At 74.4% G+C, this 23,032-nt stretch carries 24 protein-coding genes; 14 read left to right on the forward strand and 10 right to left on the reverse strand.

Annotated elements, in window-relative coordinates; genetic code table 11:
- The first annotated feature begins 72 nt into the window (after positions 1–72).
- A complete protein-coding gene (locus AB0H57_RS04815; protein WP_357502683.1) occupies positions 73–306 on the forward strand; it encodes a hypothetical protein in 234 nt (77 codons plus the stop codon).
- Between the two features lie 11 nt (positions 307–317).
- Here AB0H57_RS04815 and AB0H57_RS04820 read toward each other — a convergent pair whose 3' ends face one another.
- Positions 318–2,789 carry a helicase-associated domain-containing protein gene (locus AB0H57_RS04820; protein ID WP_357502685.1) on the reverse strand — a complete coding sequence of 824 codons (2,472 nt, stop codon included), beginning with the start codon at positions 2,787–2,789 and terminating at the stop codon, positions 318–320.
- An 84-nt stretch (positions 2,790–2,873) separates the two neighbouring features.
- Between AB0H57_RS04820 and AB0H57_RS04825 the strand changes: the two genes are divergently transcribed.
- Complete coding sequence (locus tag AB0H57_RS04825) at positions 2,874–3,497, forward strand: HAD hydrolase-like protein (protein WP_357502686.1); 624 nt, start codon at positions 2,874–2,876, stop codon at positions 3,495–3,497.
- Positions 3,498–3,524: 27 nt separating this feature from the next.
- Positions 3,525–3,911 carry a cold shock domain-containing protein gene (locus AB0H57_RS04830; RefSeq protein WP_357502688.1) on the forward strand — a complete coding sequence of 129 codons (387 nt, stop codon included), beginning with the start codon at positions 3,525–3,527 and terminating at the stop codon, positions 3,909–3,911.
- On the opposite strand, the gene AB0H57_RS04835 is transcribed toward AB0H57_RS04830, so the two are convergent.
- On the reverse strand, positions 3,872–4,702 hold the full coding sequence (locus AB0H57_RS04835) for a 1,4-dihydroxy-6-naphthoate synthase (RefSeq protein WP_357502690.1): 831 nt from the start codon (positions 4,700–4,702) through the stop codon (positions 3,872–3,874). The genes AB0H57_RS04830 and AB0H57_RS04835 overlap by 40 nt on opposite strands.
- Before the next feature lie 261 nt (positions 4,703–4,963).
- Complete coding sequence (locus AB0H57_RS04840) at positions 4,964–5,137, reverse strand: hypothetical protein (RefSeq protein WP_357502692.1); 174 nt, start codon at positions 5,135–5,137, stop codon at positions 4,964–4,966.
- 22 nt (positions 5,138–5,159) lie between these two features.
- Here AB0H57_RS04840 and AB0H57_RS04845 point away from each other — a divergent pair, with 22 nt between their 5' ends.
- Positions 5,160–6,107 carry a GNAT family N-acetyltransferase gene (locus tag AB0H57_RS04845; RefSeq protein ID WP_357502694.1) on the forward strand — a complete coding sequence of 316 codons (948 nt, stop codon included), beginning with the start codon at positions 5,160–5,162 and terminating at the stop codon, positions 6,105–6,107.
- 13 nt (positions 6,108–6,120) lie between these two features.
- Here AB0H57_RS04845 and AB0H57_RS04850 read toward each other — a convergent pair whose 3' ends face one another.
- On the reverse strand, positions 6,121–6,771 hold the full coding sequence (locus AB0H57_RS04850) for a futalosine hydrolase (RefSeq protein WP_357502696.1): 651 nt from the start codon (positions 6,769–6,771) through the stop codon (positions 6,121–6,123).
- Complete coding sequence (locus tag AB0H57_RS04855; protein WP_357502698.1) at positions 6,768–8,411, reverse strand: MFS transporter; 1,644 nt, start codon at positions 8,409–8,411, stop codon at positions 6,768–6,770. Before AB0H57_RS04855 ends, AB0H57_RS04850 begins: the two co-directional genes overlap by 4 nt.
- A gap of 89 nt (positions 8,412–8,500) precedes the next feature.
- On the opposite strand from AB0H57_RS04855, the gene AB0H57_RS04860 reads away from it, so the two are divergent.
- Positions 8,501–9,337, forward strand: a complete 837-nt coding sequence (locus tag AB0H57_RS04860) for a DUF3027 domain-containing protein (protein WP_357502700.1) — start codon at positions 8,501–8,503, stop codon at positions 9,335–9,337.
- Between the two features lie 39 nt (positions 9,338–9,376).
- Here AB0H57_RS04860 and AB0H57_RS04865 read toward each other — a convergent pair whose 3' ends face one another.
- Positions 9,377–9,634, reverse strand: a complete 258-nt coding sequence (locus AB0H57_RS04865) for a DUF2530 domain-containing protein (RefSeq protein WP_357502702.1) — start codon at positions 9,632–9,634, stop codon at positions 9,377–9,379.
- Between the two features lie 89 nt (positions 9,635–9,723).
- Between AB0H57_RS04865 and AB0H57_RS04870 the strand changes: the two genes are divergently transcribed.
- The 5 genes from AB0H57_RS04870 to thpR all read left to right on the forward strand — a co-directional run bounded on the left by AB0H57_RS04870 (position 9,724) and on the right by thpR (position 14,319).
- Positions 9,724–11,202 carry an NCS2 family permease gene (locus AB0H57_RS04870; protein WP_357502704.1) on the forward strand — a complete coding sequence of 493 codons (1,479 nt, stop codon included), beginning with the start codon at positions 9,724–9,726 and terminating at the stop codon, positions 11,200–11,202.
- A gap of 118 nt (positions 11,203–11,320) precedes the next feature.
- Positions 11,321–11,770, forward strand: coding sequence for a MarR family transcriptional regulator (locus AB0H57_RS04875; RefSeq protein ID WP_357502706.1), 450 nt, complete (start codon positions 11,321–11,323; stop codon positions 11,768–11,770).
- 62 nt (positions 11,771–11,832) lie between these two features.
- Complete coding sequence (locus AB0H57_RS04880) at positions 11,833–13,119, forward strand: MFS transporter (RefSeq protein WP_357502707.1); 1,287 nt, start codon at positions 11,833–11,835, stop codon at positions 13,117–13,119.
- Between the two features lie 108 nt (positions 13,120–13,227).
- Complete coding sequence (locus AB0H57_RS04885; RefSeq protein ID WP_357502708.1) at positions 13,228–13,737, forward strand: hypothetical protein; 510 nt, start codon at positions 13,228–13,230, stop codon at positions 13,735–13,737.
- A 3-nt stretch (positions 13,738–13,740) separates the two neighbouring features.
- Positions 13,741–14,319 carry an RNA 2',3'-cyclic phosphodiesterase gene (thpR, locus tag AB0H57_RS04890; protein WP_357502709.1) on the forward strand — a complete coding sequence of 193 codons (579 nt, stop codon included), beginning with the start codon at positions 13,741–13,743 and terminating at the stop codon, positions 14,317–14,319.
- Between the two features lie 91 nt (positions 14,320–14,410).
- Here thpR and AB0H57_RS04895 read toward each other — a convergent pair whose 3' ends face one another.
- From AB0H57_RS04895 to AB0H57_RS04910, 4 genes are all read right to left on the reverse strand, one after another.
- The gene (locus AB0H57_RS04895; RefSeq protein WP_357502711.1) at positions 14,411–15,397 is read right to left on the reverse strand and encodes an aldo/keto reductase; all 987 of its coding nucleotides are present in this window, start codon (positions 15,395–15,397) and stop codon (positions 14,411–14,413) included.
- Positions 15,398–15,486: 89 nt separating this feature from the next.
- A complete protein-coding gene (gene sepH, locus AB0H57_RS04900; RefSeq protein WP_357502713.1) occupies positions 15,487–16,578 on the reverse strand; it encodes a septation protein SepH in 1,092 nt (363 codons plus the stop codon).
- Positions 16,579–16,767: 189 nt separating this feature from the next.
- Entirely contained in the window at positions 16,768–17,895 is a 1,128-nt protein-coding gene (gene serC / locus AB0H57_RS04905) for a phosphoserine transaminase (protein ID WP_357502715.1), read from the reverse strand.
- 252 nt (positions 17,896–18,147) lie between these two features.
- On the reverse strand, positions 18,148–19,254 hold the full coding sequence (locus tag AB0H57_RS04910) for a citrate synthase 2 (RefSeq protein WP_357502717.1): 1,107 nt from the start codon (positions 19,252–19,254) through the stop codon (positions 18,148–18,150).
- Positions 19,255–19,527: 273 nt separating this feature from the next.
- Between AB0H57_RS04910 and pdxH the strand changes: the two genes are divergently transcribed.
- From pdxH to AB0H57_RS04930, 4 genes are read left to right on the forward strand one after another with little or no spacing between them, the layout of a single operon-like run.
- Positions 19,528–20,154, forward strand: a complete 627-nt coding sequence (gene pdxH, locus AB0H57_RS04915; RefSeq protein ID WP_357502719.1) for a pyridoxamine 5'-phosphate oxidase — start codon at positions 19,528–19,530, stop codon at positions 20,152–20,154.
- The gene (locus AB0H57_RS04920) at positions 20,151–21,440 is read left to right on the forward strand and encodes an MFS transporter (protein WP_357502721.1); all 1,290 of its coding nucleotides are present in this window, start codon (positions 20,151–20,153) and stop codon (positions 21,438–21,440) included. The genes pdxH and AB0H57_RS04920 overlap by 4 nt, the downstream gene beginning before the upstream one ends.
- 29 nt (positions 21,441–21,469) lie before the next feature.
- Complete coding sequence (locus AB0H57_RS04925; RefSeq protein WP_357502723.1) at positions 21,470–22,399, forward strand: aldose 1-epimerase family protein; 930 nt, start codon at positions 21,470–21,472, stop codon at positions 22,397–22,399.
- Between the two features lie 3 nt (positions 22,400–22,402).
- Positions 22,403–23,005: a nitroreductase family protein gene (locus AB0H57_RS04930; protein WP_357502725.1), complete on the forward strand. Its 603-nt coding sequence runs from the start codon at positions 22,403–22,405 to the stop codon at positions 23,003–23,005.
- The last annotated feature ends 27 nt before the right edge of the window (positions 23,006–23,032 follow it).

Below are 23,032 nucleotides of genomic sequence, written 5' to 3' on the forward strand. Positions count from 1 at the left end.
GCCCTTCTCACTGTGGTGATCAGGTGTCACTCTGGAACCCGGGGCAGGGTGTACGGGGTGGGGAGGCACGGCATGACGGTCGATCGGGAGGTGCTCGCCGACAACGAGCAGCCGGCAGACGGGGTACCCACGGCCGTCCTGGTCGGGTACGTGCTCGCCGGCGTCGCCGTCTTCGGCTGGTTCCTCTTCGGCTGGCTGGTGCAGCGGCAGGGCTTCGTCGCCTCGATCGGCGAGTCGGCGGGCGCCGCGTTCGCGCTGCTGCTCGCCGTCTCGGTGATCGCCTCGGTCCGCCGTGGCGGACTCTGACCGGTCCGCCCTCAGTCCTCCAGGACCGCCGCGGTGATCCGGTGCAGGGCGAAGGTGTGCAGCATCTCCGTCCGCTCGTCCTCCGCCCGCAGATAGCCGGCGCCCATCGACACCGGCCGGACCAGGCGGGACGCGGTCGCCCCGTGCGCGTCGACGTAGCCGACCCAGACCAGCGTCTTGTCCCGCACCGCCTGCTGGAGCACGGCCAGGGCCTCGGCGTGACCGTGCACCGGGGTCGGCCCGCTGGGCGTGGCGCCGCGCACCACGGCCGGTGCCCGCCGGGCCGCCCGCGCCGCCGCCTCGCCGCGCCGGATCTGCTCCACCACGCCCAGCAGCCGCGGCATCGGCAGCCTCGGCGTCGCCAGTGGGTCCACCGCCCGGGTCGACACCGGCATCCGGGCCGGCGCCCGCCGGATCTTCGGCCGGGTTAGCACCGTCGCGCCGCCGGCATCCTCCGGCACCGGCGCGTACCCGGCGTCGCGCAGCGCGAGCAGCATCCGGTTCACCTGGTAGGGCGTCACCAGCACCGTCGGGGCCAGCCGGCGCAACGCCAGCGGCTCCAGCCGCCTGTCCGCCAGCACCTCAGTGAGCAGCGCCTCGTCGTCGCTGCGCACGTACCCGCCGGCCGAGCCGACGCGCAGCCCGCCGTGCTTGCGGGCCACGTCGTCCACCAGATAGGCCAGCCCCTGCGGCACCGGGGTACGGGACCGGCGGCGGAACAGCGCGTGCAGGTCGTCGGCCGAGTAGCCGGCGTCCAGGGCCCGCCGCACGCTGGCCGGAGTCACCCGGTAGACGCTCGCCCCGCCCGCCGACTCGTGCTCGGCCACCACGTCCAACTCACCCGCCAGCGCCGGGTCGGGCGGGCCGGGCACCACCACGGTCAGGTCGGCCTGCACCAGCACGTGATCCACCGGGGCGGGCAGCAGCGCGTCCAGGGCGCGTACCGCCGTGGACGGGTCGCCCGACTCGGCCTCGGAGAACAGCCCGAGCGGGTCCTCCCCACCCCGCTCGTCGGCGTCGGTGACGTCGGCCAGCAGCAGCCGCCCGTACGAGGTGAGCGCGCCCAGGCCGGTCACCCCGAGCTGGGCGGCCTCGGCCAGCACCTCCCGGTGCGCCCCCTCCCGCCCCCGGGCCCGCCGCGGCGCCCGCCACTCCAGCAGGGCCAGCGCCTCGTCCGGGGTGGGCGCGGTGGCCGGCTCCAGTTCGGCCAGCACCCCGAGCACCGCCCGCCGGGAAGCCGGCGCGCCGGCCCGTTCCGCCTCGGCGGAGAGCACCGGGATCGGCCGGTCCCGGTCGTCCCGCTGCCCCACCAGGCCCGGCTGCCGGGTCATGGTCAGCCACGCCCGGGCCAGCTGCTCCCAGCGCTGGGCCAGCGACAACGCCCGCCACACCTCGTACCCGCCGGTGGGCAGCACCTGCTGGTCGCCGCCGTACCGGGCGGTCGCGGAACCGGTCAGGTCCAGCTCGCCCAGCAGGCCCGCCGCGTACGCCACCTCGAACAGCAGGGCGGTGGTCGGGTCGTCCAGCCCCAGCACCCGGGCCAGCCGGCGCAGGTCACGCACCCCGACGCCGCCCGAGCGGAGCACCGGCGCCGGCTCGGCGGCCAGGCTCTCCAGCAGCGCCTCGGTGTGGCGTACCGCCTCCATGGTCTGCCCGGCGCCCGCCGAGTCGACGGCCTTCGGCTCCCGGGGCGGGCCGGACACCGGGGGTGGGGTGGTGGTCACCGGCCCGAGCGGGCCGGTCTCCCGGCGCAGCAGCAGGCCCACCTCGCGGGGCAGCTCGACCGTGCCGCCGCCCTTGCCGCTCGACACCCGCACCAGCAGCCGGTGCTCGACCAGCCAGCGGACCGGGGAGCCGGTGGGCGCGCCGCCGTTGGTGACGTCCGGCGGCAACGCGTCCTCCGCCCCGACGGCGGGGGCCTGCAACGCCCCCGGGGGCACGCTGCCCACCGGCGGCCCGGCCGCGAGCCGGTCCAGGACCGCCCGGGCCGAGGGCGGAGCGGCGAGCAGCGTACGCCGCAGCTTCGCCGGGTCCGCGCAGAGCGCGGCCGAGCGCGGGTCCAGCTCCGCCGCCGGCCGGCCCAGCCCCGCCGGGTACGGGGAAACCTCGTCGACGCCACCGACCACGCGCAGCTCGTGCTCCGGGCCGTACAGCAGGAAGAGCGCACGCAGCCGGCCCAGCGCCCCGCGGATCGCGGCCGGGGCCGGCGGGCGGGGCCCGGCGCCCGCCATCGCGAGGATCGCCTCGGCGGTGGTGGTGCCGGCGTCCGGGTCGCGGGTGAGCCGGGCGGCGTCGAGGACCTGGAGGGTGAACTGGTCCAGCCCGTCCAGGGCGCGCGCCACGGAGACCCGGGACTGGGCCCGGATGGCCAGCGCGGAGACGTCGGCGGGCACCGGCACGACGAGGTCCGGCCGCAGCTGGAGCAGCGCGGCCAGCGAGTCGTCGGGCAGGGCCCGCAGGTGATCGGCGAGTGAGGTGGTCATCGTCGTTCCACGCTAGCCCGCAGGGGCGACGTCCCGCCGCTCGGACGTCCGGCTCGGTCCGGGTTGGGCGGGTACGTTCGCCACATGCCCCCACTGATGGTCGGTTTCGACCTCGACATGACCCTGGTCGACTCGCGTCCCGGCATCGCCGCCGCGTACCGGGCGCTGACCGCGCGCACCGGCGTGTCGGTGGACGCCGACGCGGCCGTGTCCCGGCTCGGGCCGCCGCTGCGCACCGAGATCGCCCGCTGGTTCCCGCCGGAGCAGGTGGAGGAGGCGGTCCGCGCGTACCGCGAGCTCTACCCGGCGTACGCGATCACGCCGACCCTGCCGATGCCCGGCGCGGTGGCGGCGATCGCCGCGGTGCACGAGCGGAGTGGCCGGGTCATGGTGGTCACCTCGAAGATCGGCCGGCTGGCGAAGCTGCACCTGGACCACCTGGGGCTGGCGGTGGACGAGCTGGCCGGCGACCTGTTCGCCGAGGAGAAGGCCACCGCGCTGGGGGAGCACGGGGCGACCCTCTACGTCGGGGACCACGTGGCGGACATGGCGGCGGCCGGGGCGGCCGGGATCCCCGGGATCGGGGTGGCGACCGGCCCGTGCACGGGCGACGAACTGCGGGCCGCCGGGGCGCGGCTGGTGCTCGACGACCTCACCGGATTCCCGGCGGCACTCGACCGGATCATCCGGCTAGCCTTGGAGCAGTAGTCGTTCGAGCGAAGCAGGGGTTCTCAGGTGCCTACGGGTCGAGTGAAGTGGTACGACACGGCCAAGGGATACGGGTTCGTCACCAGTGACGAGGGTGGCGACGTGTTCCTGCCGAAGGCCGCGCTGCCGGCGGGTGTCACCGACCTCAAGGGTGGTCAGCGGATCGAGTTCGGTGTGGTGGAGAGCCGGCGAGGTTCCCAGGCGATGAGCGTACGGCTGCTGGAGGCGCCGCCGTCCGTGGCCGAGGCGCGCCGACGGCCCGCCGACGAGCTGCACGGCCTGGTCGAAGACATGATCAAGGTGTTGGAGGCGAAGGTCCAGCCGGACCTGCAACGGGGCCGGTTCCCGGACCGGAAGACCGCGCAGAAGGTCGCTCAGCTGGTCCACGCGGTGGCCCGCGAGCTGGAGGTCTGAGGGACGAGCCCGGCGTCGGCGGCCCGGCCCAGCAGCGCCTCCACGGCGGCGAAGCCGGCCTCTCCCAGGTCGGCGGTGAACTCGTTGACGTAGAGGCCGATGTGCCGGTCCACCACGTCGGGCTCCATCTCCTGCGCGTGCGCGAGCACGTACTCCCGGCTGGCCTCGGGGTCGGCCCACGCCTGCCGGACGGACTCCCGGATCCAGCCGGCGGCCTCGACCGGGTCGACGGCGCCCTTGCGGGCCAGGATCGCGCCGAGCGGGATCGGCAGCCCGGTGTCGCCCTCCCACCACTCACCGAGGTCGACCAGGGCGGTCAACCCGTGCCGCGGGTAGGTGAACCGCGCCTCGTGGATCACCAGCCCGGCGTCGTACCGGCCGGCGGCCACCCCCGGCATGATCTCGTGGAACGGCACCACCTCGATCCGCGCCGGCGGCTGGCCCGCCGCCCAGAGCCGGAACAGCAGGTACGCCGTGGTCCGCTCACCCGGCACCGCCACCGTCGCGCCGGACAGGTCGGTCCGGTCGCCGCGGGTGAGCACCAGCGGGCCGCAGCCCCGCCCCAGCGCCCCGCCGCAGGGCAGCAGGTGGTAGTCCGCCAGCAGCCAGGGTAGGGCGGCGTAACTCACCTTGACCAGGTCGAACGCCCCCCGCTCCGCGGCGGTGTTGGTAACGTCCACGTCGGCGTAGGTGACCTCCACCGCCGGTGCGCCGGGCACCCGCCCGTGCACCAGGGCGTCGAAGACGAACGTGTCGTTCGGGCAGGGCGAGATCGCGAGGGAGAGCGCCACGACCCCACCGTAACCCCGCCCACGGCCGGTGGCCCCGCCCCGCCCGCCCACCGTGATCCGCGACTCCGCCGACTGGTCGGGGTCGTGCCGGCGCGGGGGGTGGTGCCGGCGGCGCCGGCGCGTCGTCTCGGGGTGACAGGGGGGTGTGTCGGTCCCTGTCGGCGTGACGTCGTGGTCGGATCGGCGCGGGGGTGGTGCCGGCTGCGCCGGGTGTCGTCTCCGGGCGGCAGGGGCCCGTGTCGGCCCCCTACCAACTTGACGTCACAGACGAATCAGAGTGGGCACGGTTTCCGGCGTGTCGGGGTGTCGTTCCCGGGCTGCTGATTCGTTTACGTCATCAAGTTGGTAGCCGCTGAACCGCACCGGTCGTCCCCAGGCCGAGCGGTTTTCCACAGGGTTGTCCACAGGTGGACGGTGGTTGTTGAACGCGGTCACCGGCGGGGCGGACCATGTGAGCATGACCGAGCCGGGGGAGGCGGTCGACCTGGGTTCGACGCTGCGGGCGTTGCGCCGCCAGGCCGACCTGAGCCAGCGCGAACTGGCCGCGAGGTCCGGCATCCCGCAGGGGACCATCGCCCGGATCGAGGCGGGGCGGGCGACCGACCCCCGGTTCCGCACCGTCGAGCGACTCGTGCGGGCGATGAACGCCCAGGTGGCCGTCTCGCTGCCTGCCGGTGACGCGCCACGCGGCGTCGACCCCCGCCCCGGCCTGCACCCGCGCCCCGGCCTGCACCCGCCCGTCGGCGCCGACCGGGCCGGCGGGGGCGGGGCGGCAGCCGCGCTGACGGTCGCGGCCGACGGCCCACGGGACGCTGCCGGGCGGCAGTGCCCGGCACACCTCGACGGGCGTGAGGTCCGCGAGCCGCGGGACTGGCCGGGTGCCTGGTGGGCCGGCTGGTACGACCTGCCCCGGCGGTTCTGGCCGCTCAAGCTGCCGGCGGCGACGTGGCGGTTGAACCGGCACGAGCGGGACCGCCAACGCCGGGGCGTCGACGTGCGGCGCAGGGTCGAGATTCGCCGCTTCACCCGGGCCGGGCTTCCCTCGACGTCCTGGCGGTTCGTCGCGGAGCTGCCCGACGGCGAGCTGGTCGGCGAGCTGCGGGCCCACGAGCGCAGCCTCGATCTGATGATCGGGTACGACCTGGGCGGCCAGCGGGAGGTCGTGCTGGACGGCGTACTGGTCGCCGCCGAGCACCGGTTCCTCGGTATCGGCCGGCGGCTGCTGGCGGCGCTGACGGGGGAGATGCGCCGGGCCGGTGTCGTGGAAGCGCGGGCCGTCGCCGAGTTCGGCGGCGTCGGGTTCCTGTTCGCCTGTGGGTGGCAGCAGGAGGCCGCGCGGCCGACCGCCTTCCGGTTCGACCTGCCGGACGAGCCGCCCGTGGCCGAGCCCGCCGCGGCACGCTGACCGCCGCCGCAGCTCAGCGCAGCACCTGGGCGGCCTCGGTGAGGGCGGCGAGGGCCTCCCGCATCCGCCAGGCGTCCCGGTCCCGGGGGCCGACCGGGTTGGAGATCGTCCTCAGCTCCCCGAAGGGCAGCCCGGCCTGCGTCGCGGCGACCGCCACGCCGTACCCCTCCATGGCCTCGGCCACCGCGTCGGGGTGACGTGCGGCGAGGGCCAGGGTGCTGGCGGCGGTGCCGGTGACGGTGCTGACGGTCAGCACCGCGCCTACGGTCGCCGTCGGCAGCGCCTGCCGCAGCTCGGCCAGCAGCGCGGCGTCGGCGTCCACCGACGGGCCGCCACCCAGCCACTCCGGTGGCATGCCCAGCTCGTCCACCGGGATGAAGCCGGCCGGCGACTCGGCGCCCAGGTCCGCCGCGACGCTGCGGGTGCCCAGCACCGTGCCGGCGACCGGCACCCGGTCGGCGAAGCCGCCGCCGACGCCGGCGCTCAGCACTGCCCGGAACGGGTGGCCGGCCGCCTCGGCCAGGGCGAGCAGCCGGGCCGTGGCCGCGCCCGCCACGGCGGGCCCCACCCCCACCGGGCGCACCGTCACCGTCGGGTCGGTGAGCCCGGCCCGGACCGCCTCGGCCTCCACCGGCACGGCGGTCACCACCAGCAGTCTCGTCACGGCACCGATCCGGGTGAGCTGCGGCGCTGCTCGTCGTCCGCCCCGCCGGCCGGCGGCACGGCGGAGGACGGCCGGTAGACGTGGTAGCCGGGCGGGGCCAGCCCGTCGTCGTCGGCCCGCGGGGGCCCGTCGTAGCCGCCGGGGGCCGGCGAGGTCGGCGCCGCCCGGCGCGCGGCCTCGGTGGCGTCGGCCGCGACGGTGTCGTCGGGGTCCGTGCCGGTCGACCGGTCCTGCTCGGCCAGTTCGTCGTCGTCGAGCGGGCGGCCGACCAGCCGTTCGGCGCGGAGCCGGCTGGCGACCAGCAGCCCGCGGAGGGCGGCCAGGACCGCGACCCCGGCCGCGACGAGGACGCCGACCCGGCCGGCGAACGGCACCAGGCCCAGCGCGCCGCCGGCCACGAAGGCGAGCATCAGCGCCGTCTCCGAATGGGCGAAGGAACTGGCCCGCAGCCGTTCCGGGATGCGCTCCTGGATCGAGGCGTCCACGGTCAGCTTGGCGATCCCGCTGAACAGGGCGGTCACCAGGCAGAGCACCGCCACCATGGGCAGCGAGAACTTCAGGGTGGCGAGTACGCCCACCCCGGCCACGATGATCAACGCGCTGGACTGGATGGCGACCGGGCGGTGGATGCGCAGCCGGGTGCCGATGGCGGTGGCCAGGAAGCCGCCCACCGCCAGCGCCCCGCCGACCACGCCCAGCGCGACCTGCGGGCCGAGTTCCCGACCGAGGAAGACCGTGGTCAGGTCGCCGGACTTGATCGCGAAGGCGAGGAAGAGCAGCAGGAAGCCGTACATGCCGCGCAGGGTGGCGGAGCCGATCAGGGTGGCGATCACCAGCCGGCCGGCGGGGCGGCCCCGGCCCAGCGGCCGTTCCCGGTCCCGGCCGCGCAGCGCGCGCAGCGGGTGGGGGACCCGCTCCGGCGGCTCCGAGTCCGCCTTCGGCGGCAGCCGCAACGCGATCACCATGCCGACCAGGAAGATCACCGAGGCGACCCGCAGCGGCCACTGCGGCCCGAACCAGAAGGCGGCCAGGCCGAGCGGCGCCATCAGCGCGCCCGCCACCGTCCCGTAGACGCTGGCCCGCGCGCCCACCTGGGACAGGCCGATGCCCTCGGGCAGCAGCCGGGGGACCGCCGCGGACCGGGCCACGCCGTACGCCCGGGACAGCGCCAGCACCCCGAAGGCGGCCGGGTACAGGCCGAAGCTGTCCAGGTAGTCGGAGATCAGCCAGGCCAGGAAGGCCCGGCCGAGCATGGTGGCCGCCAGCGCGTACCGGCGGCCGTGCCGGAAGTGGTCGAGCAGCGGGCCGACCACCGGCGCCAGCATGGCGAACGGCACCATTGTCACCAGCAGGTAGAGCGCCACCTTGTTGCGCGCCTCGCCGAGCGGCACGTCGAAGAAGATCGTGCCGGCCAGCCCGATCGCGATCAGCGTGTCGCCGGCGCAGGAGAGCGCGTGCAGGTCGAAGAGGCGGACCATGCCGACCTCGTTGCCGGCGCTGCGGGCCCGGGCCGAGCCGGCCCGCCGGGTCATCCACCGGCCGCCGCTGACCGAGCCGCGCAGCAGCAGGCGTACGGCCCGGATGCCGGTGCCCACGGTCCGCCCGAGTACGGATCGCTCGGGGCGGGAGAACAGCGGCATGTGTTCCATCCTCGCCCATCCGGTCGGCGAACGCCGCAGCACCGGCGCAGAAGCCTCCCGGGGAGTCCCTGTGTCGGGCTCCGCCGGGCATGGGGAACAATGGACCGGTGACCAGGCCCGCCTCCACCCGCGCCCGTCTCGACCAGGTGTGCGCCGCTGCCGTCGAGGTGGCCCGCGCCGCGATCACCGACGTGGACCCCGCCGACGTCGGCGACCACCTCCAGGCCGTGGCCGAGGGGGATCGCCTCGTCACCCACTACTTCGAGTGCCGGCTGGCCGGCTACCGGGGGTGGCGCTGGGCGGTCACCGTGACCCGGGTGCCCCGCAGCCGCACCGTCACCATCTGCGAGACGGTGCTGCTGCCCGGCGCCGACGCGATGCTCGCCCCCGGCTGGGTGCCCTGGCAGGAGCGCCTCAAGCCGGGCGACCTGGGGCCGGGCGACCTGCTGGTCACCCCCGCCGACGACGACCGGCTCGCCCCCGGCTACCTGCTCTCCGACGACCCGGCGGTCGAGGAGACCGCCTGGGAGCTGGGCCTGGGCCGGCCCCGGGTGATGTCCCGGGAGGGGCGGGCGGAGGCGGCCCAGCGCTGGTACGACGGTGACCACGGCCCCGCCGCGCCGATCTCGACCGCGGCGCCCGCCGCCGCCCGCTGCGGCACCTGCGGCTTCTACCTGCCGCTGGCCGGTCAGCTGCGGCAGACCTTCGGGGCCTGCGGCAACTTCTACGCCCCGGACGACGGCCGGGTGGTCAGCGCCGACCACGGGTGCGGCGCCCACTCGGAGACGCTGACCGAGACCCCGGAGACGCCGGTCGACGAGCTGCCGACCATCTACGACGACAGCGCGGTCGAGGCGGTCACGGTGAGCCGCGCTCCCGGGTCGGTCGAGTCGGCCGAGCCGGCGGAGCCGTACGGTCACCCGTGAGGTCGGTGGCCCCGGCCGCGCGGACCGGGCGGAGCTGATTCAGCTCTGGCCGGCGGTGGCCCGGCGGCGACGCCGGTGGGCGTCGTGGCGCATCATCACCGCGAGACCGGGGAAGCCCCACAGAAACCCGGCCAGGCACGTCCAGAGCCAGTTCTGGTGGCCGTGTGCGGTGAGCCAGTCGCGGAAGAAGATCAGCAGGACCAGCCCGGCCACCGCCCAGGCGACCAGACCGGCGACGGCGAAGGGAACCATCGGCGGGTCCAGCGGCTCCGGCCGCGGCTGCTGCTGCTGAGGCACGGGCAAATCGTACGCGATCAACTTTCCCTGCCCACCACTGATCTGGGACGATGCGCCCGTCCAACCGAAGATCACCTGCGAGGGACCAGATGGCCATAGCGCCGCCGGACAACGGCACTGCACCCGATCCCGCTCGACCCCCCTCCGGTTTCGATCGCTTCTTCGAGATCACCTCCCGCGGCTCGACGATGAGCCGGGAGGTCCGGGGTGGCCTCGCGACCTTCTTCACGATGGCGTACATCGTGGTGCTCAATCCCCTGATCCTGGGCGGTGCCGTCGACGGTGACGGCAAGCAGCTCGCGATCCCCGCGCTGGCCGCCGCCACCGCCCTGGTGGCGGGCCTGATGACGATCCTGATGGGCGTCGTCGGCCGGTTCCCGATGGCGCTCGCCGCCGGCCTCGGCGTCAACGCGCTGGTGGCCTACGAGATCGCCCCCGAGATGACCTGGGCCGACGCCATGGGCCTGGTGGTGATCGAGGGTGTGCTCATCGCCATCCTGGTGCTGACCGGGCTGCGTACCGCGGTGTTCCGCTCGGTGCCGACGCAGCTGAAGACCGCGATCGGCGTCGGCATCGGCCTCTTCCTGACCATCATCGGCCTGGTGGACGCCGGCTTCGTCCGCCGGATGCCGGACGCGGCGAACACCACCGTGCCGGTCGGCCTGGGCATCAACGGCAAGATCATCAGCTGGCCGATGCTGGTCTTCGTGGTCGGCCTGCTGGTCACCATCGTGCTGGTGGTACGCCGGGTGCGGGGCGCGATCCTGATCGGCATCCTCGCCTCGACCGTGCTGGCGATCATCGTGGAGGCAATCACCAAGGTCGGCCCGTCCTTCGTCAACGGCCAGCCGAACCCGAAGGGCTGGTCGCTGAACGTGCCGGCGCTGCCGGAGAAGGTGGTCGACATCCCCGACCTCTCCCTGCTCGGCAACTTCAACGTGCTGGGCTCGTGGGGCCGGGTCGGCTGGCTGGTCCCGCTGATGTTCGTCTTCACCCTGCTGATCACGGACTTCTTCGACACCATGGGCACGATGGTCGCGATCGGCCAGGAGGGGAGCATGCTCGACGAGCAGGGCACTCCGCCGCGGGCGAAGGAGATCCTGCTGGTCGACTCGATCGCCGCCGCCGCGGGTGGCACGGCCTCCGTGTCGAGCAACACGTCGTACATCGAGAGTGCCGCGGGTGTCGCGGAGGGTGCCCGGACCGGCGTGGCCAACCTGGTCACCGGCGCCCTGTTCCTGCTGGCGATGTTCCTGGCGCCGCTGGCGGTGGTGGTGCCGTTCGAGGCGGCGTCCACCGCGCTGGTGGTGGTCGGCTTCCTGATGATGACCGCGGTCCGGACCATCGACTGGACCGACTACGAGATCGCCATCCCGGCGTTCCTCACCATCGTGCTGATGCCGTTCACCTACTCGATCTCCAACGGCATCGGCGCGGGCATCATCACGTTCGTGCTGGTGAAGATCGCCCGGGGCAAGGCCCGCGAGGTCCACCCGCTGCTGTACTTCGTGGCCCTGCTGTTCGTGCTGTACTTCCTGCGCGGGCCGATCGAGTCCGCGGTGCTCTGACGATCCTGTCCCGGGCCGGGGGGCCGCGCCGGCTACCCGGCCCGGAGCAGGACAAACTTCTCGTGAGCGTGGTCATATCGCATGTCGTTAGCCATGCTCATTAGGTAGGCTAACGACTGTGACGGAGCGGACGGTGACGGCGGAACGCGTGCCACCGGCGCAGCTGGCCCCCCAGTTGCGAGATGCGATCACCCGGCTCAACCGGCGGGTCCGGCAGGCCCGCCCGGTGGGCGACCTGACGGTCACCCAGCTCTCCGCGCTCACCAGCCTCCGGCTGGCGGGCGCGCTGACACCCAGGGAGCTGGCCGACGTCGAACGGGTGCAGCCGCCCACGATGACCAGGATCGTCGCGAAGTTGGAGGAGCGCGGCCTCGTGCGGCGCACCCCCCATCCGACCGACGGTCGCCAGGTCATCCTGGCGGCGACCGAGGGGGGACGGGCCGTGCTCGACCAGTTCGAGCGGGCCCGCAACGAGTGGCTGGCCAGCCGACTGGCCGCCCTCGGTGAGGAGGACCGGGACACGCTACGGCGAGCCGCCGAGATCCTCCAGCAGATCGCCCGCGACTGACCGCGCCACCGGGTCCGCGCCGTCCACTGTCGATGACGCGTACCTGAGGAGGCGCACCAAGAGTGCAGGCGACGCTGAGCACGATGTTCCAGTCCCTACGAGTCCGCAACTACCGGCTCTTCGCCACCGGACAGCTGATCAAACTGATCGGCGTCTGGATGATGTTCATCGCCCAGGACTGGCTCGTCCTCGACCTCTCCGGCAACTCGGCTACCGCGCTCGGCGTGGTCACCGCCCTCCAGTTCACCCCGGTGCTGCTGCTCACCCTGATCTCCGGCCGCCTCGCCGACCGGTACGACAAGCGCCTGCTGCTCTTCGTCGCCAACGCCTTCTGGACCGTGCTGTCGCTCGCCATGGCCGCCCTGGTGATCACCGGGCTGGTGCAGCTCTGGCACGTGTTCGCCTTCGCCGCCCTGCTCGGCACCGCCAACGCGGTGGAGACCCCGGTCCGGCAGGCGTTCGTCAGCGAACTGGTCGGCACGCCGCTGCTGCCCAACGCGCTCTCCCTCAACGCGGCCACCTTCAACTCCGCGCGGATCATCGGACCGGCGCTGGCCGGCCTGGCCATCGCCGCCTTCGACGTGGGCCCGGTCTTCCTGGTCACCGCGCTCAGCTCGCTGGCGCCGCTGGTCAACGTGATCCGGCTGCGCCCCGCAGAGCTGCACCGCAAGGAGCTGCCGCCGGTCGCCGAGCGCGACCAGGCCAAGGTGATCGACGGCCTGCGGTACGTCTGGCGCCGCCCCGACCTGCTGCTGCCGATGGTGATGATCTCCATCATCGCCACCTCGCTGTTCAACTTCCAGCTCACCCTGGCCGCGCTGGCCAAGACCGTCTTCCACACCGGCGCCGCCTCGTTCGGCCTGTTCAGCAGTGCGCTGGCGGTCGGCGCGCTGGCCGGCGCGCTGGCCGGCACCGGACGGCGCAGCCGGCCCACCGTCTGGGTGGTGCTCGGCGCCGCGGTCGCCTGCTCGGCGTTCGGCACCCTGGTCGGGCTGGCCTCGGCGTACTGGCTGGTGGTGGCGCTGCTGCTGCCCACCGGGTTCTTCATGGTCTTCTTCGCCCAGGCGGCCAACCAGCGGATCCAGCTCGGCGTCGACGCGGCCTTCCGGGGCCGGGTGATGGCGCTCTGGGTGCTGGTCTTCCTCGGCACCAACCCGATCGGCGCACCGGTCATCGGCTGGCTCGCCGAAACCTTCGGCGCCGGCGCCAGCATCTGGATCGGCGGCCTGATCTCGCTGGCCACCGCCCTGCTCGCGCTCACCTGGCAGCTGCGCCGCTCCGGCGCCCGGCTCCGGTTCCGGGTGCTCCCGATGCCCCGCTTCTACGTGGTCTCCGCCCCGGAGTGCTGATCGATCCCGGTCCGCCGCCGCCCGCCGGCGGCGGGCCGGTCCCCGGTGCGCCATCCGGATACCGGCAATCCGGTGGCGGGCCGCCGCCCGGGGCCTTAGCGTCGATACGTGGATGGCGCTAGCGCTCTGACGCTGACCCTGGCCTTCGTGGCCGTCGCGTGCGTGCCCGCGCTCATCGCCGCGCTGTTCTGCGCCGACGAGATCATCGATCGGGTCGTCTGCGGCTGGACGGACTGGCGGGACCGACGGCGGGAACAGCGCACCATCGCCCGCCTCGACCGGGCCATCGAGGCGGACGCGCTGACCCGGGACATCGACCTCACCGAGTTCGACCGGGACGGCCGCCGGCCGCTGCAACAGGTCGCCGCCGACCTGCGCCGCCTCGGCGGGCACCGGATGGCCGCCACCGGCCGCTCCGTGGTCTGGCACGGCGCGGTGATCGAGGCGTACGACGAGCGGCTGCGGGACGCCTGCCGCGCCCTCGGCCGCACCGAACACCTCGGCGAGCTGACCGGGGTCGACCGGGAGATCGAACGGCTCCGGGTCGAGGGCGAGCTGCACGCCGCCGGGCTGACCCTGCCCGCCGCCCGCCCCGAGCAGCGCCTGCGGCACCGCTGACCGGTGCGGCTCTTCGTCGCCGTCTATCCGCCGCCCGAGGCGGTCGACGAGGTCACCGACCGGGTGGCCCGGCTCCGGGTGGGTGCGGCCGCCGCCGCCGGGATCAACGTACGGCTGGCCGACCCGGCCCACGCCCACCTCACCCTGGCCTTCCTCGGCGAGGTCGAGGAGAGCCGGCTGATCGAGGTGGAGAGCGCCCTCGGGCTCGCGGTGCAGACCTTCCGGGCCGGCCGGGGTAGCTCGCCACGGCTGCGGCTCGGCGGCGGCGGCCGGTTCGGGCGGGGCCGGTTCACCATCCTCTGGGTCGACCTGCGCGGCGACGTGCCGGCACTGTCCACCCTGGCCCGGCTGATCCGGTCCGGGCTGCGCCGGGCCCGCCTGCCGCACGACGAGAAGCCGTTCCGGCCGCACCTGACCATCGCCCGCCCCGGCGACCGGCTCGACGCCGCCGACGTCGACGCCGACCGGGTGGCGCTCGACGAATACCTCGGCCCGGAATGGCCGGCCAGCGAGCTGGTGCTGGTCCGCAGCCACCCCGGCCCCCGCCCCACGTACGACCGGCTGGCCGCCTGGCCGCTCTGACTTGGTCCCGCGCCGGTCCCGACCTGCGGCAAGTCGCGGCATCCGGGGCGCCGGATACCGCGACATGCCGTGAAGCGCTAACGGCGGCGGGCTACCAGGCCCAGGCCTCCGGGCCGGGGCCACCGTTGCCGACCGGCGGGAACAGCTCGTCCAGCCGGCCCAGGGTCCCCTCGTCCAGCGAGACGTCGAGGGCGCCCAGGTTGCGGTCCAGCTGGTCGAGGGTGCGCGGGCCGACGATCGGGGCGGTCACCCCGGGCCGGGAGAGCAGCCAGGCCAGCGCCACGTCGGCCGGGTCGTGGCCGAGGTCGGCGCAGAGCTTCTCGTACGCCTCGATGGTCGGCCGGTGCTCGGCCAGCGCGTCGGCCGACCGCCCGGACGCCCCGCGCGCCGCGCCGCCCTCGGCCATCTTGCGGATCACCCCGGAGAGCAGCCCGCCGTGCAGCGGCGACCAGGGGATGATGCCCAACCCGTAGTGCTGCGCGGCGGGGATCACCTCCAGCTCGACGTGCCGGGTCATCAGGTTGTAGATGCTCTGCTCGGAGACCAGCCCGAGGAAGTTGCGCTTCGCCGCGGCGGCCTGCGCCTGGGCGAGGTGCCAGCCGGCGAAGTTGGACGAGCCGACGTAGAGCACCTTGCCCTGCGCGACCAGCGTCTCCATCGCCTGCCAGATCTCCTCCCACGGGGTGGTCCGGGAGACGTGGTGCATCTGGTAGAGGTCGATGCTGTCCGTGCGCAGCCGGCGCAGCGACTCCTCACAGGCCCGGATGATGTGCCGGGCGGAGAGCCCCTGGTCGTTGGGCCAGTCGCTCATCTTGCCGTACACCTTGGTGGCCAGCACGACCTTGTCGCGCCGGCCGCCGCCCTGGTCGAGCCAGCGGCCGATGATCTGCTCGGTGACGCCCTCGCCGAGCTGCCAGCCGTAGACGTTGGCGGTGTCGAAGAAGTTGATGCCGTGTTCCAGCGCCCGGTCCATGATGGCGAAGCTGTCCGCCTCGTTCGTCTGCGGCCCGAAGTTCATCGTGCCCAGGCAGAGCCGGCTGACCGACAGGCCGGTACGCCCCAGATTCGTGTACTCCATGCCACCACCCTGGCACGTGGGAACTTCGAGTGGCTAAGAACTCCGGCCGGCGTCGGAGACGCCGGCCGGAGATGTCGCGCTTACCTGGGTCAGGAGGACTCGCGGGCGGCCGGGCCGCTGCCGAAGAGCACATCGTCCCAGCTCGGCAGCCGCTTGCGCGGCTTTCCGGCGGCGTCGGTCGACTCGCCGCCGGCGCCACCGGCGGCGGCCGCCCCGGGGCCCGTCCGGCGAGGCCGGAGCACGGCCAGCGAGGGGACGGCGGGGATCTCCTTCGGCGCGTCCGAGTCGTCGTCGAACGCCGACCCGGGACCGCCGCCGAGCAGCGCCGCGGCGCCGCCGCCGACGGCCCGCTGCCGGGGCGCGTCCGGGTTGGCGAGCGCGGCCGGGTTACGGGTGTCGAGGCCCCGACCGGACGAGCCGCCGAGCGGCCTGTCCAGCGAGGCGAGCAGGGCGTCCCGCCCGGCCCGGATCGGATCCCGACCGGGGCGCGGCTCGCCGCTCGCCGCGGGCAGCCCGTGCCCACCCCGGCTCGGCTCGCCCCGGGACGGGCCGGGCAGCGCGTGACCGCCCCGCTCCGGCGCCGGCTCCTGGCCGAGGATCGGCGTGGGCCGCTCGGCGCAGAGGTATTGCGCCATGTCGTCGTGCGGGGTGACGTGCTGGCGGGTCTTGTCCAGGTCCCAGACCGCCTGCGCGGTGGCCTTGCCGGACGGCCAGGTGGCGATGATCCGCCAGGTGCCGTCGTCCCGCCGGTACGCGTCCCAGGAGATCTTCTCGGTGTCGATGCCGTGCTGGGCCAGCCGGCCGTTGACCACCTCGGACAGCGGCGTCGGCTTCTCCGCGCCCTTGAGCCGGGAGCGGCGGGCGTGCTGGGCGAGCATGGCCCGCTCCTGGAGCACCGGGCCGGCGTAGCGGAGCACCCGGTCGACCGGCACGCCGGCGATCCGGGCCACGTCCTCGGCGGACTCGCCGGAGCGGATCTTGGCCTGGATGTCCCGGGGTGACAGCGACGGCGCCGGGTCGCTCGCGGTCGGCACCACTGCCAGCGGCGGCGCGCCGGGCTCGGCGTGCATCGCCGAGGCGATCCGTTCGTCGATCGGGAGGGCCAGCAGGCGGCCGACCTCGTCGGCGAGCACCAGAGCCTGGCCGTCCTCGGAGAGGGCGACGAAGCGTACTGGGCGCATAACGTTGCCTCCGTCCCGCTTCGCTGGCCGTCACGCCACGAGCCGGCCACCCGGGCGTCTCGCACCACCGTACGCTCATCTTCCCGAAGGTGGGGGATGTGACACCCCGGCATGTCGGGACTGAGCTGCGGCGATGATCACGGTGGGTGGCCGCCGAGGCTCCGGTGACCACCCACCGTCACGAGGTGATCAGAGTCGCTCGACCACGTGATCGATGGCGGCGGTCAGCGCCTCCACGTCGGCCGGCTCGACCGCCGGGAAGAGCGCCACCCGCAGCTGGTTGCGGCCCAGCTTCCGGTACGGCTCGGTGTCGACGATGCCGTTGGCGCGCAGCACCTTGGCCACCGCCGCGGCGTCCACCCCCTCGGCGAAGTCGATCGTGGCGACCACGTTGGAGCGCAGCGTCGGATCGGTCACGTACGGGGTGGCGAACGACGAGCGCTCCGCCCAGCCGTACACGATGCCGGCGCTCTCCGCGGTGCGCTTGGCCGCCCAGGCCAGGCCACCCTGGGAGTTCATCCAGTCGGTCTGCTCGGCGGCCAGGAAGATGGTGGCCAGCGCCGGGGTGTTGTACGTCTGCTCCAGCCGCGAGTTGTCGATCGCGGTGACCAGGTCGAGGAAGGCCGGGATGTAGCGGCCCGAGCCCTTGATCTCGGTGGCCCGCCCCAGCGCGGCCGGCGACATCAGGGCCAGCCAGAGGCCGCCGTCGGAGCCGAAGCACTTCTGCGGGGCGAAGTAGTAGACGTCGGTCTCGCCGACGTTGACGTCCAGCCCGCCGGCGCCCGAGGTGGCATCGACCAGCAGCAACGCGCCCTCGTCGGCGCCCGCCACCCGGTTGATCGGCACGGCCACGCCGGTGGAGGTCTCGTTGTGCGGGGTGGCGTAGACGTCCACGCCCGCCTCGGCGACCAGGGTCGGCGCGCTGCCCGGCTCGGACTTGCGTACCGTCGGCTCGCCCAGGAACGGGGCGTCCTTCACCGACTTGGCGAACTTCGCGCCGAACTCGCCGAAGCTGGCGAACTGGGCCCGGTCGCGGACCAGCCCGAAGGTGGCCACCTCCCAGAAGGCGGTGGTGCCGCCGTTGCCGATGACCACCTCGTAGCCCTCGGGCAGGGCGAAGAACTCGGCGAGGCCCCGCCGGAGCCGGGCGACCTGGTCGCGGACCGTCTGCTGCCGGTGCGAGGTGCCCAGGTAGCTGGTGGCGACGTCGGCGAGCGCGGAGACCGCCGCCGGACGGACCTTGGACGGCCCGCAGCCGAAGCGCCCGTCGGCGGGCTTGATGTCGTCGGGAATCCGGATGGTCGGTGCGTCAGCCACGGTTGTCTCGATCCTCTCCGCAGGGGCGGGGACGGGCCCTGTTGCGGGCACGGATCGACGGCGGGACGTGCGCACCGGGCGCACGGAGGCCGGGATCCCTGCCCGGTCCGGCGGCACTGCCGAGCCCTCATCCTCGCACCCGCCGGGACCCCACCGCCCCCAGGTCCCACCTTCACCACTGAGGGATGCGCCACAGGTGTAAGGAGGGGCCCCGGTTAACGGAGGCGTTGACCGGGGGCCCCTCCTTGCACCTCAGACGCCGTGGGGGATGGCGCCCCAGCCTTCGACGTCATGGGGGCGGCGGGGGCCGGGGCCGACGTACCGGGCCGACGGGCGGACCAGCCTGTTCAGCTTCTTCTGCTCCAGGATGTGCGCCGACCAGCCGCCCATCCGGGCGCAGGTGAACATCGAGGTGAACATGTGCGCCGGCACCTCGGCGAAGTCCAGCACCACGGCCGACCAGAACTCGACGTTGGTGGCGAGCACCCGGTCGGGGCGGCGGGCCTGCAACTCGGCGAGGGCGGCCTTCTCCAGCGCCTCAGCGACCTCGAAGCGCGGCGCGCCCAGCTCCTTGGCGGTGCGCCGGAGCACCCGGGCGCGCGGATCCTCGGCCCGGTAGACCCGGTGGCCGAAGCCCATCAGCCGCTCGCCCCGGTCCAGCACGCTCCGGACGTACCCCTCGGCGTCGCCGCTGCGCTCGACGGCCTCCAGCATGGTCAGCACCCGGGAGGGGGCGCCGCCGTGCAGCGGGCCGGAGAGCGCGCCGATGCCGGAGGAGATGCAGGCCGCGGCGTCCGCGCCGGTGGAGGCGACGATCCGGGCGGTGAAGGTGGACGCGTTCAGGCCGTGCTCGGCGGCCGAGATGAAGTACGCGTCGACGGCCTTGACGTGCCGCGGGTCCGGCTCGCCCCGCCAGCGCTTCATGAACCGCTCGACGATGGTGGACGCCTTGTCGATCTCCTTCTGCGGTACGGCCGGCAGGCCGAGGCCGCGGGCCGACTGGGCGACGAAGGAGAGCGCGGTGACCGACACCCGGGCCAGGTCCTCGCGGGCCTGCTCGTCGGAGATGTCGAGCAGCTGGTTCAGCCCCCAGTACGGGGCGAGCATGGCGACCGCCGACTGCACGTCGACCCGGATGTCGCCGGAGTGCACCGGCACCGGGAACGGCTCGGCCGGCGGCAGGCCCGGGCCGAACCGGCCGTCGACCAGCAGCGCCCAGACGTTGCCGAAGGAGACCTGGCCGATCAGATCCTCGATGTTCACGCCCCGGTAGCGCAGCGAACCGCCCTCGCGATCCGGTTCGGCGATCTCGGTCTCGAAGGCGACCACGCCCTCAAGCCCCGGTTTGAAGTCGGCCATCTCGCTTCTCCTGGCTTCTGGCTCGGTGGGCCCGCCGTGCGCTCGTCCCCACCCGGCACCTTAAGCGACCCTCAGGGATGTGTTCGTGCCATCTTGCCTGCTGGGTAACTGAGTACGCGACCCAGCGCGACTGTGCCGCACGCGACATCCCTGGGACTGGACGGCCGGCCCTGGTGGGTGAGACTGGTCGGTGCGGCCTGGCCAGCGACGGAAACACGGCCGGTCGACGAGAGGGAGCGAGCTGTGACGGGCGACACACCAGGGCCGGCGGGTATGCGTAACGAGTACGCGGCGGACCAGGGCCTTTCCGAGGCGGACCTGGCCCCGGACTGGCCCACCCAGTTCGGCCGCTGGTTCACCGACGCGGTGGCCGCCGGGCTGCCCGAGCCGAACGCGATGGTGCTCGGCACCGCCGACGCCGCCGGCCGGCCGAGCGGCCGCACCGTGCTGCTCAAGGGGTACGACGCGGAGGGCTTCGTGCTCTACACCAACCACGGCTCGCGCAAGGGGGCCGAGGCGCTGGCCAACCCCTGGGCCAGCCTGGTCTTCCCGTGGTTCGCGATGCAGCGGCAGGTGGTGGTGGCCGGCCGGATCGAGCCGGTCGACCGGGCCGAGACCGAGGCGTACTTCGCCAGCCGGCCGCGCGGCTCCCAGCTCGGCGCGTGGGCCAGCGCCCAGTCCTCGGTCCTGGCGGACCGGGCCGCGCTGGACGAGGCGTACCGGGCGGTGGCGGAGCGGTTCGCCGGCGTCGAGCCGCTGCCGGCGCCGCCGCACTGGGGCGGGTTCCGGGTCCGGCCGGAGACGGTGGAGTTCTGGCAGGGGCGGGCCAGCCGGCTGCACGACCGGCTGCGGTTCCGGCGTACCGGGGGCGGCTGGGCCGTCGAGCGGCTGGCCCCGTGACGGCCGTCGAGAAGGCCCGGCCGCGCGGGGCGGGCCGCTGGGCGATCGACGTACGCCCGCTGCGGGTGCCCGCGTTCCGCCGGCTGTGGCTCGGCAACACGCTGGCCATGTTCGGTTTCCAGTTCACCACCGTGGCCGTGCCGGTGGAGATGTACGAGCTGACCCGCGACTCGCTCTGGGTCGGCATGCTGGGCGTCGCCGCCTTCGTACCGTTGCTGGTCTTCGGGCTCTGGGGCGGCGCGGTGGCCGACGCCCGGGACCGGCGCCGGGTGCTGCTGGGCGGCTCGGCGCTGCTCTGGGTCTCGGTGCTCGCCCTGCTCGGCCAGGCGCTGTTCAAGGTGGGCAGCCCGGTGCTGCTGCTGGCGCTGGTCGCGGTGCACTCGGTGGCGTTCGCGGTCAGTTCGCCGGCCCGGGTGGCGATCCTGCCCCGGCTGCTCCCGGCCGAGCTGGTGCCGGCCGCCACCACGCTGAACTACACCACCTTCACCGCCGCGGCCGTCTTCGGCCCGCTCGCCGCCGGCCTGGTCTTCGCCGTCGTCGGCACCGGGACGGGCCTGCCGCTGGCGTACGCGATGGACGCGGTGCTCTTCACCGGGCTGGTGGTGGCGACCGTGCGGCTGCCGGCGATGCCGCCCGCGCCGCCCGCCGAGGGCGAGCTGAGCCGGGGCGGGCTGGCCGGCATCGTGGACGGGTTCCGCTACCTGGTCACCACGCCGATCCTGATGCTCTCCTTCGTGCTCGACCTGATCGCGATGATCCTGGCCATGCCCCGCGCGCTCTTCCCGGAGATCGCCGAGGAGCGGTTCGGCGGCGGGGCGGCGGTCGGCTGGCTGTTCAGCGCGATCGCCATCGGCGCGATGCTCGGCGGGCTCACCAGCGGCTGGATCGGCCGGATGCGCCGGCAGGGACTGGCCCTGGTGGTGGCCGTACTCGCCTGGAGTGCGGCGATCGCGGTGGCCGGGCTGGCGCACCGGCTCTGGCTGATGGTGGTGCTGCTCGCGGTGGCCGGCGCCGCCGACCTGGTCAGCGCGGTGCTGCGGCAGTCGATCCTGCTGGTGCACAACCCGGACCGGATGCGCGGCCGGCTCCAGGGGGTGAACACCGTGGTGGTGGCGGGCGGGCCGCGCCTGGGCGACCTGCGGGCCGGCACGGCGGCGGCGTTCGGCGGGGCCGGGTTCGCCTGGGTCAGCGGCGGGCTGCTGGCCGGGGCGTTGGCGCTGCTGCTCGCGGCGGTCTTCCCGACCCTGCGCCGCTACCGCTCCGCCACGACCACCGACCGAGACTGAGGGGCCGGCCCCCTCCTTACACTGGCGGCATGGACAATTCGCCACGCCCGCCGTCCGGGACACAGTGGACCATCTCCGCAGCCGGGCACGAGGCGGTCATCGTCGAGGTGGGCGGCGGGGTACGCACGTACCGGTACGACGGCGTGGACCGCCTCGACGGGTACGACGTGGACGAGCTCTCCCCCGGCTCGGCCGGCCACGTGCTGGCGCCCTGGCCGAACCGGATCCGCGACGGGGCGTACAGCTTCGGCGAGCGCTCGTTGCAGCTGGACCTCACCGAGCCGCCCCGGCACAACGCCCTCCACGGGCTGGTCAGCTGGGTGCCCTGGCGGGCCGTCGAGGAGGCCGCCGACGCGGTGACCGTGGAGTACGACCTGCCGCCGAGCCCCGGCTACCCGTGGGCGCTGCGGCTGCGCAGCCGGTGGAGCGTGGGCGCGGACGGGCTGCGCGCCGAGCACGAGGCGACGAACCTGTCCGCCGAGCCGGCGCCGTTCGGCTTCTCGGTGCACCCGTACCTGCGGGTGCCCGAGGTGCCGGTGGAGGAGATCGCCATGCGGGTGCCGGGGCGTACCCGCCTGCTGCTGGACTCCCGCCTGCTGCCGATCGGGGCCACCGAGGTGGCCGGCACCGAGTACGACTTCACCGAGCCGCGCCGGATCGGCGACGCGGTGCTGGACATGGCCTTCGGCCAGGTGGAGCGGGACGACGACGGCGGCTCGGCGGTGCTGCTGGCCGGGCCGGACGGCGCCGGCGCGGTGCAGATCTGGGCCGACCGGGAGTTCGGCTGGTGGCAGGTCTTCACCGGGGACACGCTGACCGGCGCGCGGTACCGCCGGTCGGTGGCAGTGGAGCCGATGACCTGCCCGCCGGACGCGTTCCGCTCCGGCAAGGACCTGATCGTCCTGGCCCCCGAGCAGACCTGGCGGGGAAGCTGGGGCGTCCGGCCGGTGGCGGGCTGAGGCGTGGAGTTCGCCGAGGTGGTCCGGCGGCGCCGGATGGTGCGCAACTACGACCCGGACCGCCCGGTCCCGCCGGAGGTGGTGGACCGGTTGCTGGCGCACGCGGTCCGGGCGCCGTCGGCCGGCTTCGCGCAGGGCTGGGGCTTCCTGGTGCTGGAGGAGCCGGCGGACCGGGAACGGTTCTGGGCCGTCGCGACGCCGGACGGCGGGGGCCGGGAACGCTGGCTGGCCGGGATGCGCCGGGCCCCGCTGATCGTGGTGCCGCACGCCAACCGCTCCGCCTACCTGGAGCGGTACGCCGAGCCGGACAAGGGCTGGGCGGACCGCTCGACCGAGCACTGGCCGGTGCCCTACTGGTACGTGGACACCGGCTTCGCCGCCCTGCTGATGCTGCTCACCGCGGTGGACGAGGGGCTGGGGGCGTGCTTCTTCGGCATCCCCCCGCAGCGGATCGGGGCGTACCGGGAGGCGTTCGGCGTGCCGGCGGAATATCAGCCGATCGGCGCGGTCACCGTCGGCTACCGTGCACCGGACCACCGGTCACCGTCGCTGCGGCGGGGGCGCCGCCCGGCGGACGAGGTGGTCCGGCGGGGGCGGTGGAGCTGACCCGTCCCGCCCGGTGGGTTCGGGGGG

It is taken from the genome of Micromonospora sp. NPDC050686 (assembly GCF_040654475.1).
Classification (GTDB): Bacteria; Actinomycetota; Actinomycetes; order Mycobacteriales; family Micromonosporaceae; genus Micromonospora.

What these genes read in the sequence shown, in the direction of transcription:
- AB0H57_RS04815 (WP_357502683.1), top strand. Translation starts at nt 73, where the DNA reads ATGACGGTCGATCGGGAGGTGCTCGCCGACAACGAGCAGCCGGCAGAC.
- AB0H57_RS04820 (WP_357502685.1), bottom strand. Translation starts at nt 2,789, where the DNA reads ATGACCACCTCACTCGCCGATCACCTGCGGGCCCTGCCCGACGACTCG.
- AB0H57_RS04825 (WP_357502686.1), top strand. Translation starts at nt 2,874, where the DNA reads ATGCCCCCACTGATGGTCGGTTTCGACCTCGACATGACCCTGGTCGAC.
- AB0H57_RS04845 (WP_357502694.1), top strand. Translation starts at nt 5,160, where the DNA reads ATGACCGAGCCGGGGGAGGCGGTCGACCTGGGTTCGACGCTGCGGGCG.
- AB0H57_RS04855 (WP_357502698.1), bottom strand. Translation starts at nt 8,411, where the DNA reads ATGCCGCTGTTCTCCCGCCCCGAGCGATCCGTACTCGGGCGGACCGTG.
- AB0H57_RS04860 (WP_357502700.1), top strand. Translation starts at nt 8,501, where the DNA reads ATGGGGAACAATGGACCGGTGACCAGGCCCGCCTCCACCCGCGCCCGT.
- AB0H57_RS04870 (WP_357502704.1), top strand. Translation starts at nt 9,724, where the DNA reads ATGGCCATAGCGCCGCCGGACAACGGCACTGCACCCGATCCCGCTCGA.
- AB0H57_RS04895 (WP_357502711.1), bottom strand. Translation starts at nt 15,397, where the DNA reads ATGGAGTACACGAATCTGGGGCGTACCGGCCTGTCGGTCAGCCGGCTC.
- sepH (WP_357502713.1), bottom strand. Translation starts at nt 16,578, where the DNA reads ATGCGCCCAGTACGCTTCGTCGCCCTCTCCGAGGACGGCCAGGCTCTG.
- AB0H57_RS04910 (WP_357502717.1), bottom strand. Translation starts at nt 19,254, where the DNA reads ATGGCCGACTTCAAACCGGGGCTTGAGGGCGTGGTCGCCTTCGAGACC.
- pdxH (WP_357502719.1), top strand. Translation starts at nt 19,528, where the DNA reads ATGCGTAACGAGTACGCGGCGGACCAGGGCCTTTCCGAGGCGGACCTG.
- AB0H57_RS04925 (WP_357502723.1), top strand. Translation starts at nt 21,470, where the DNA reads ATGGACAATTCGCCACGCCCGCCGTCCGGGACACAGTGGACCATCTCC.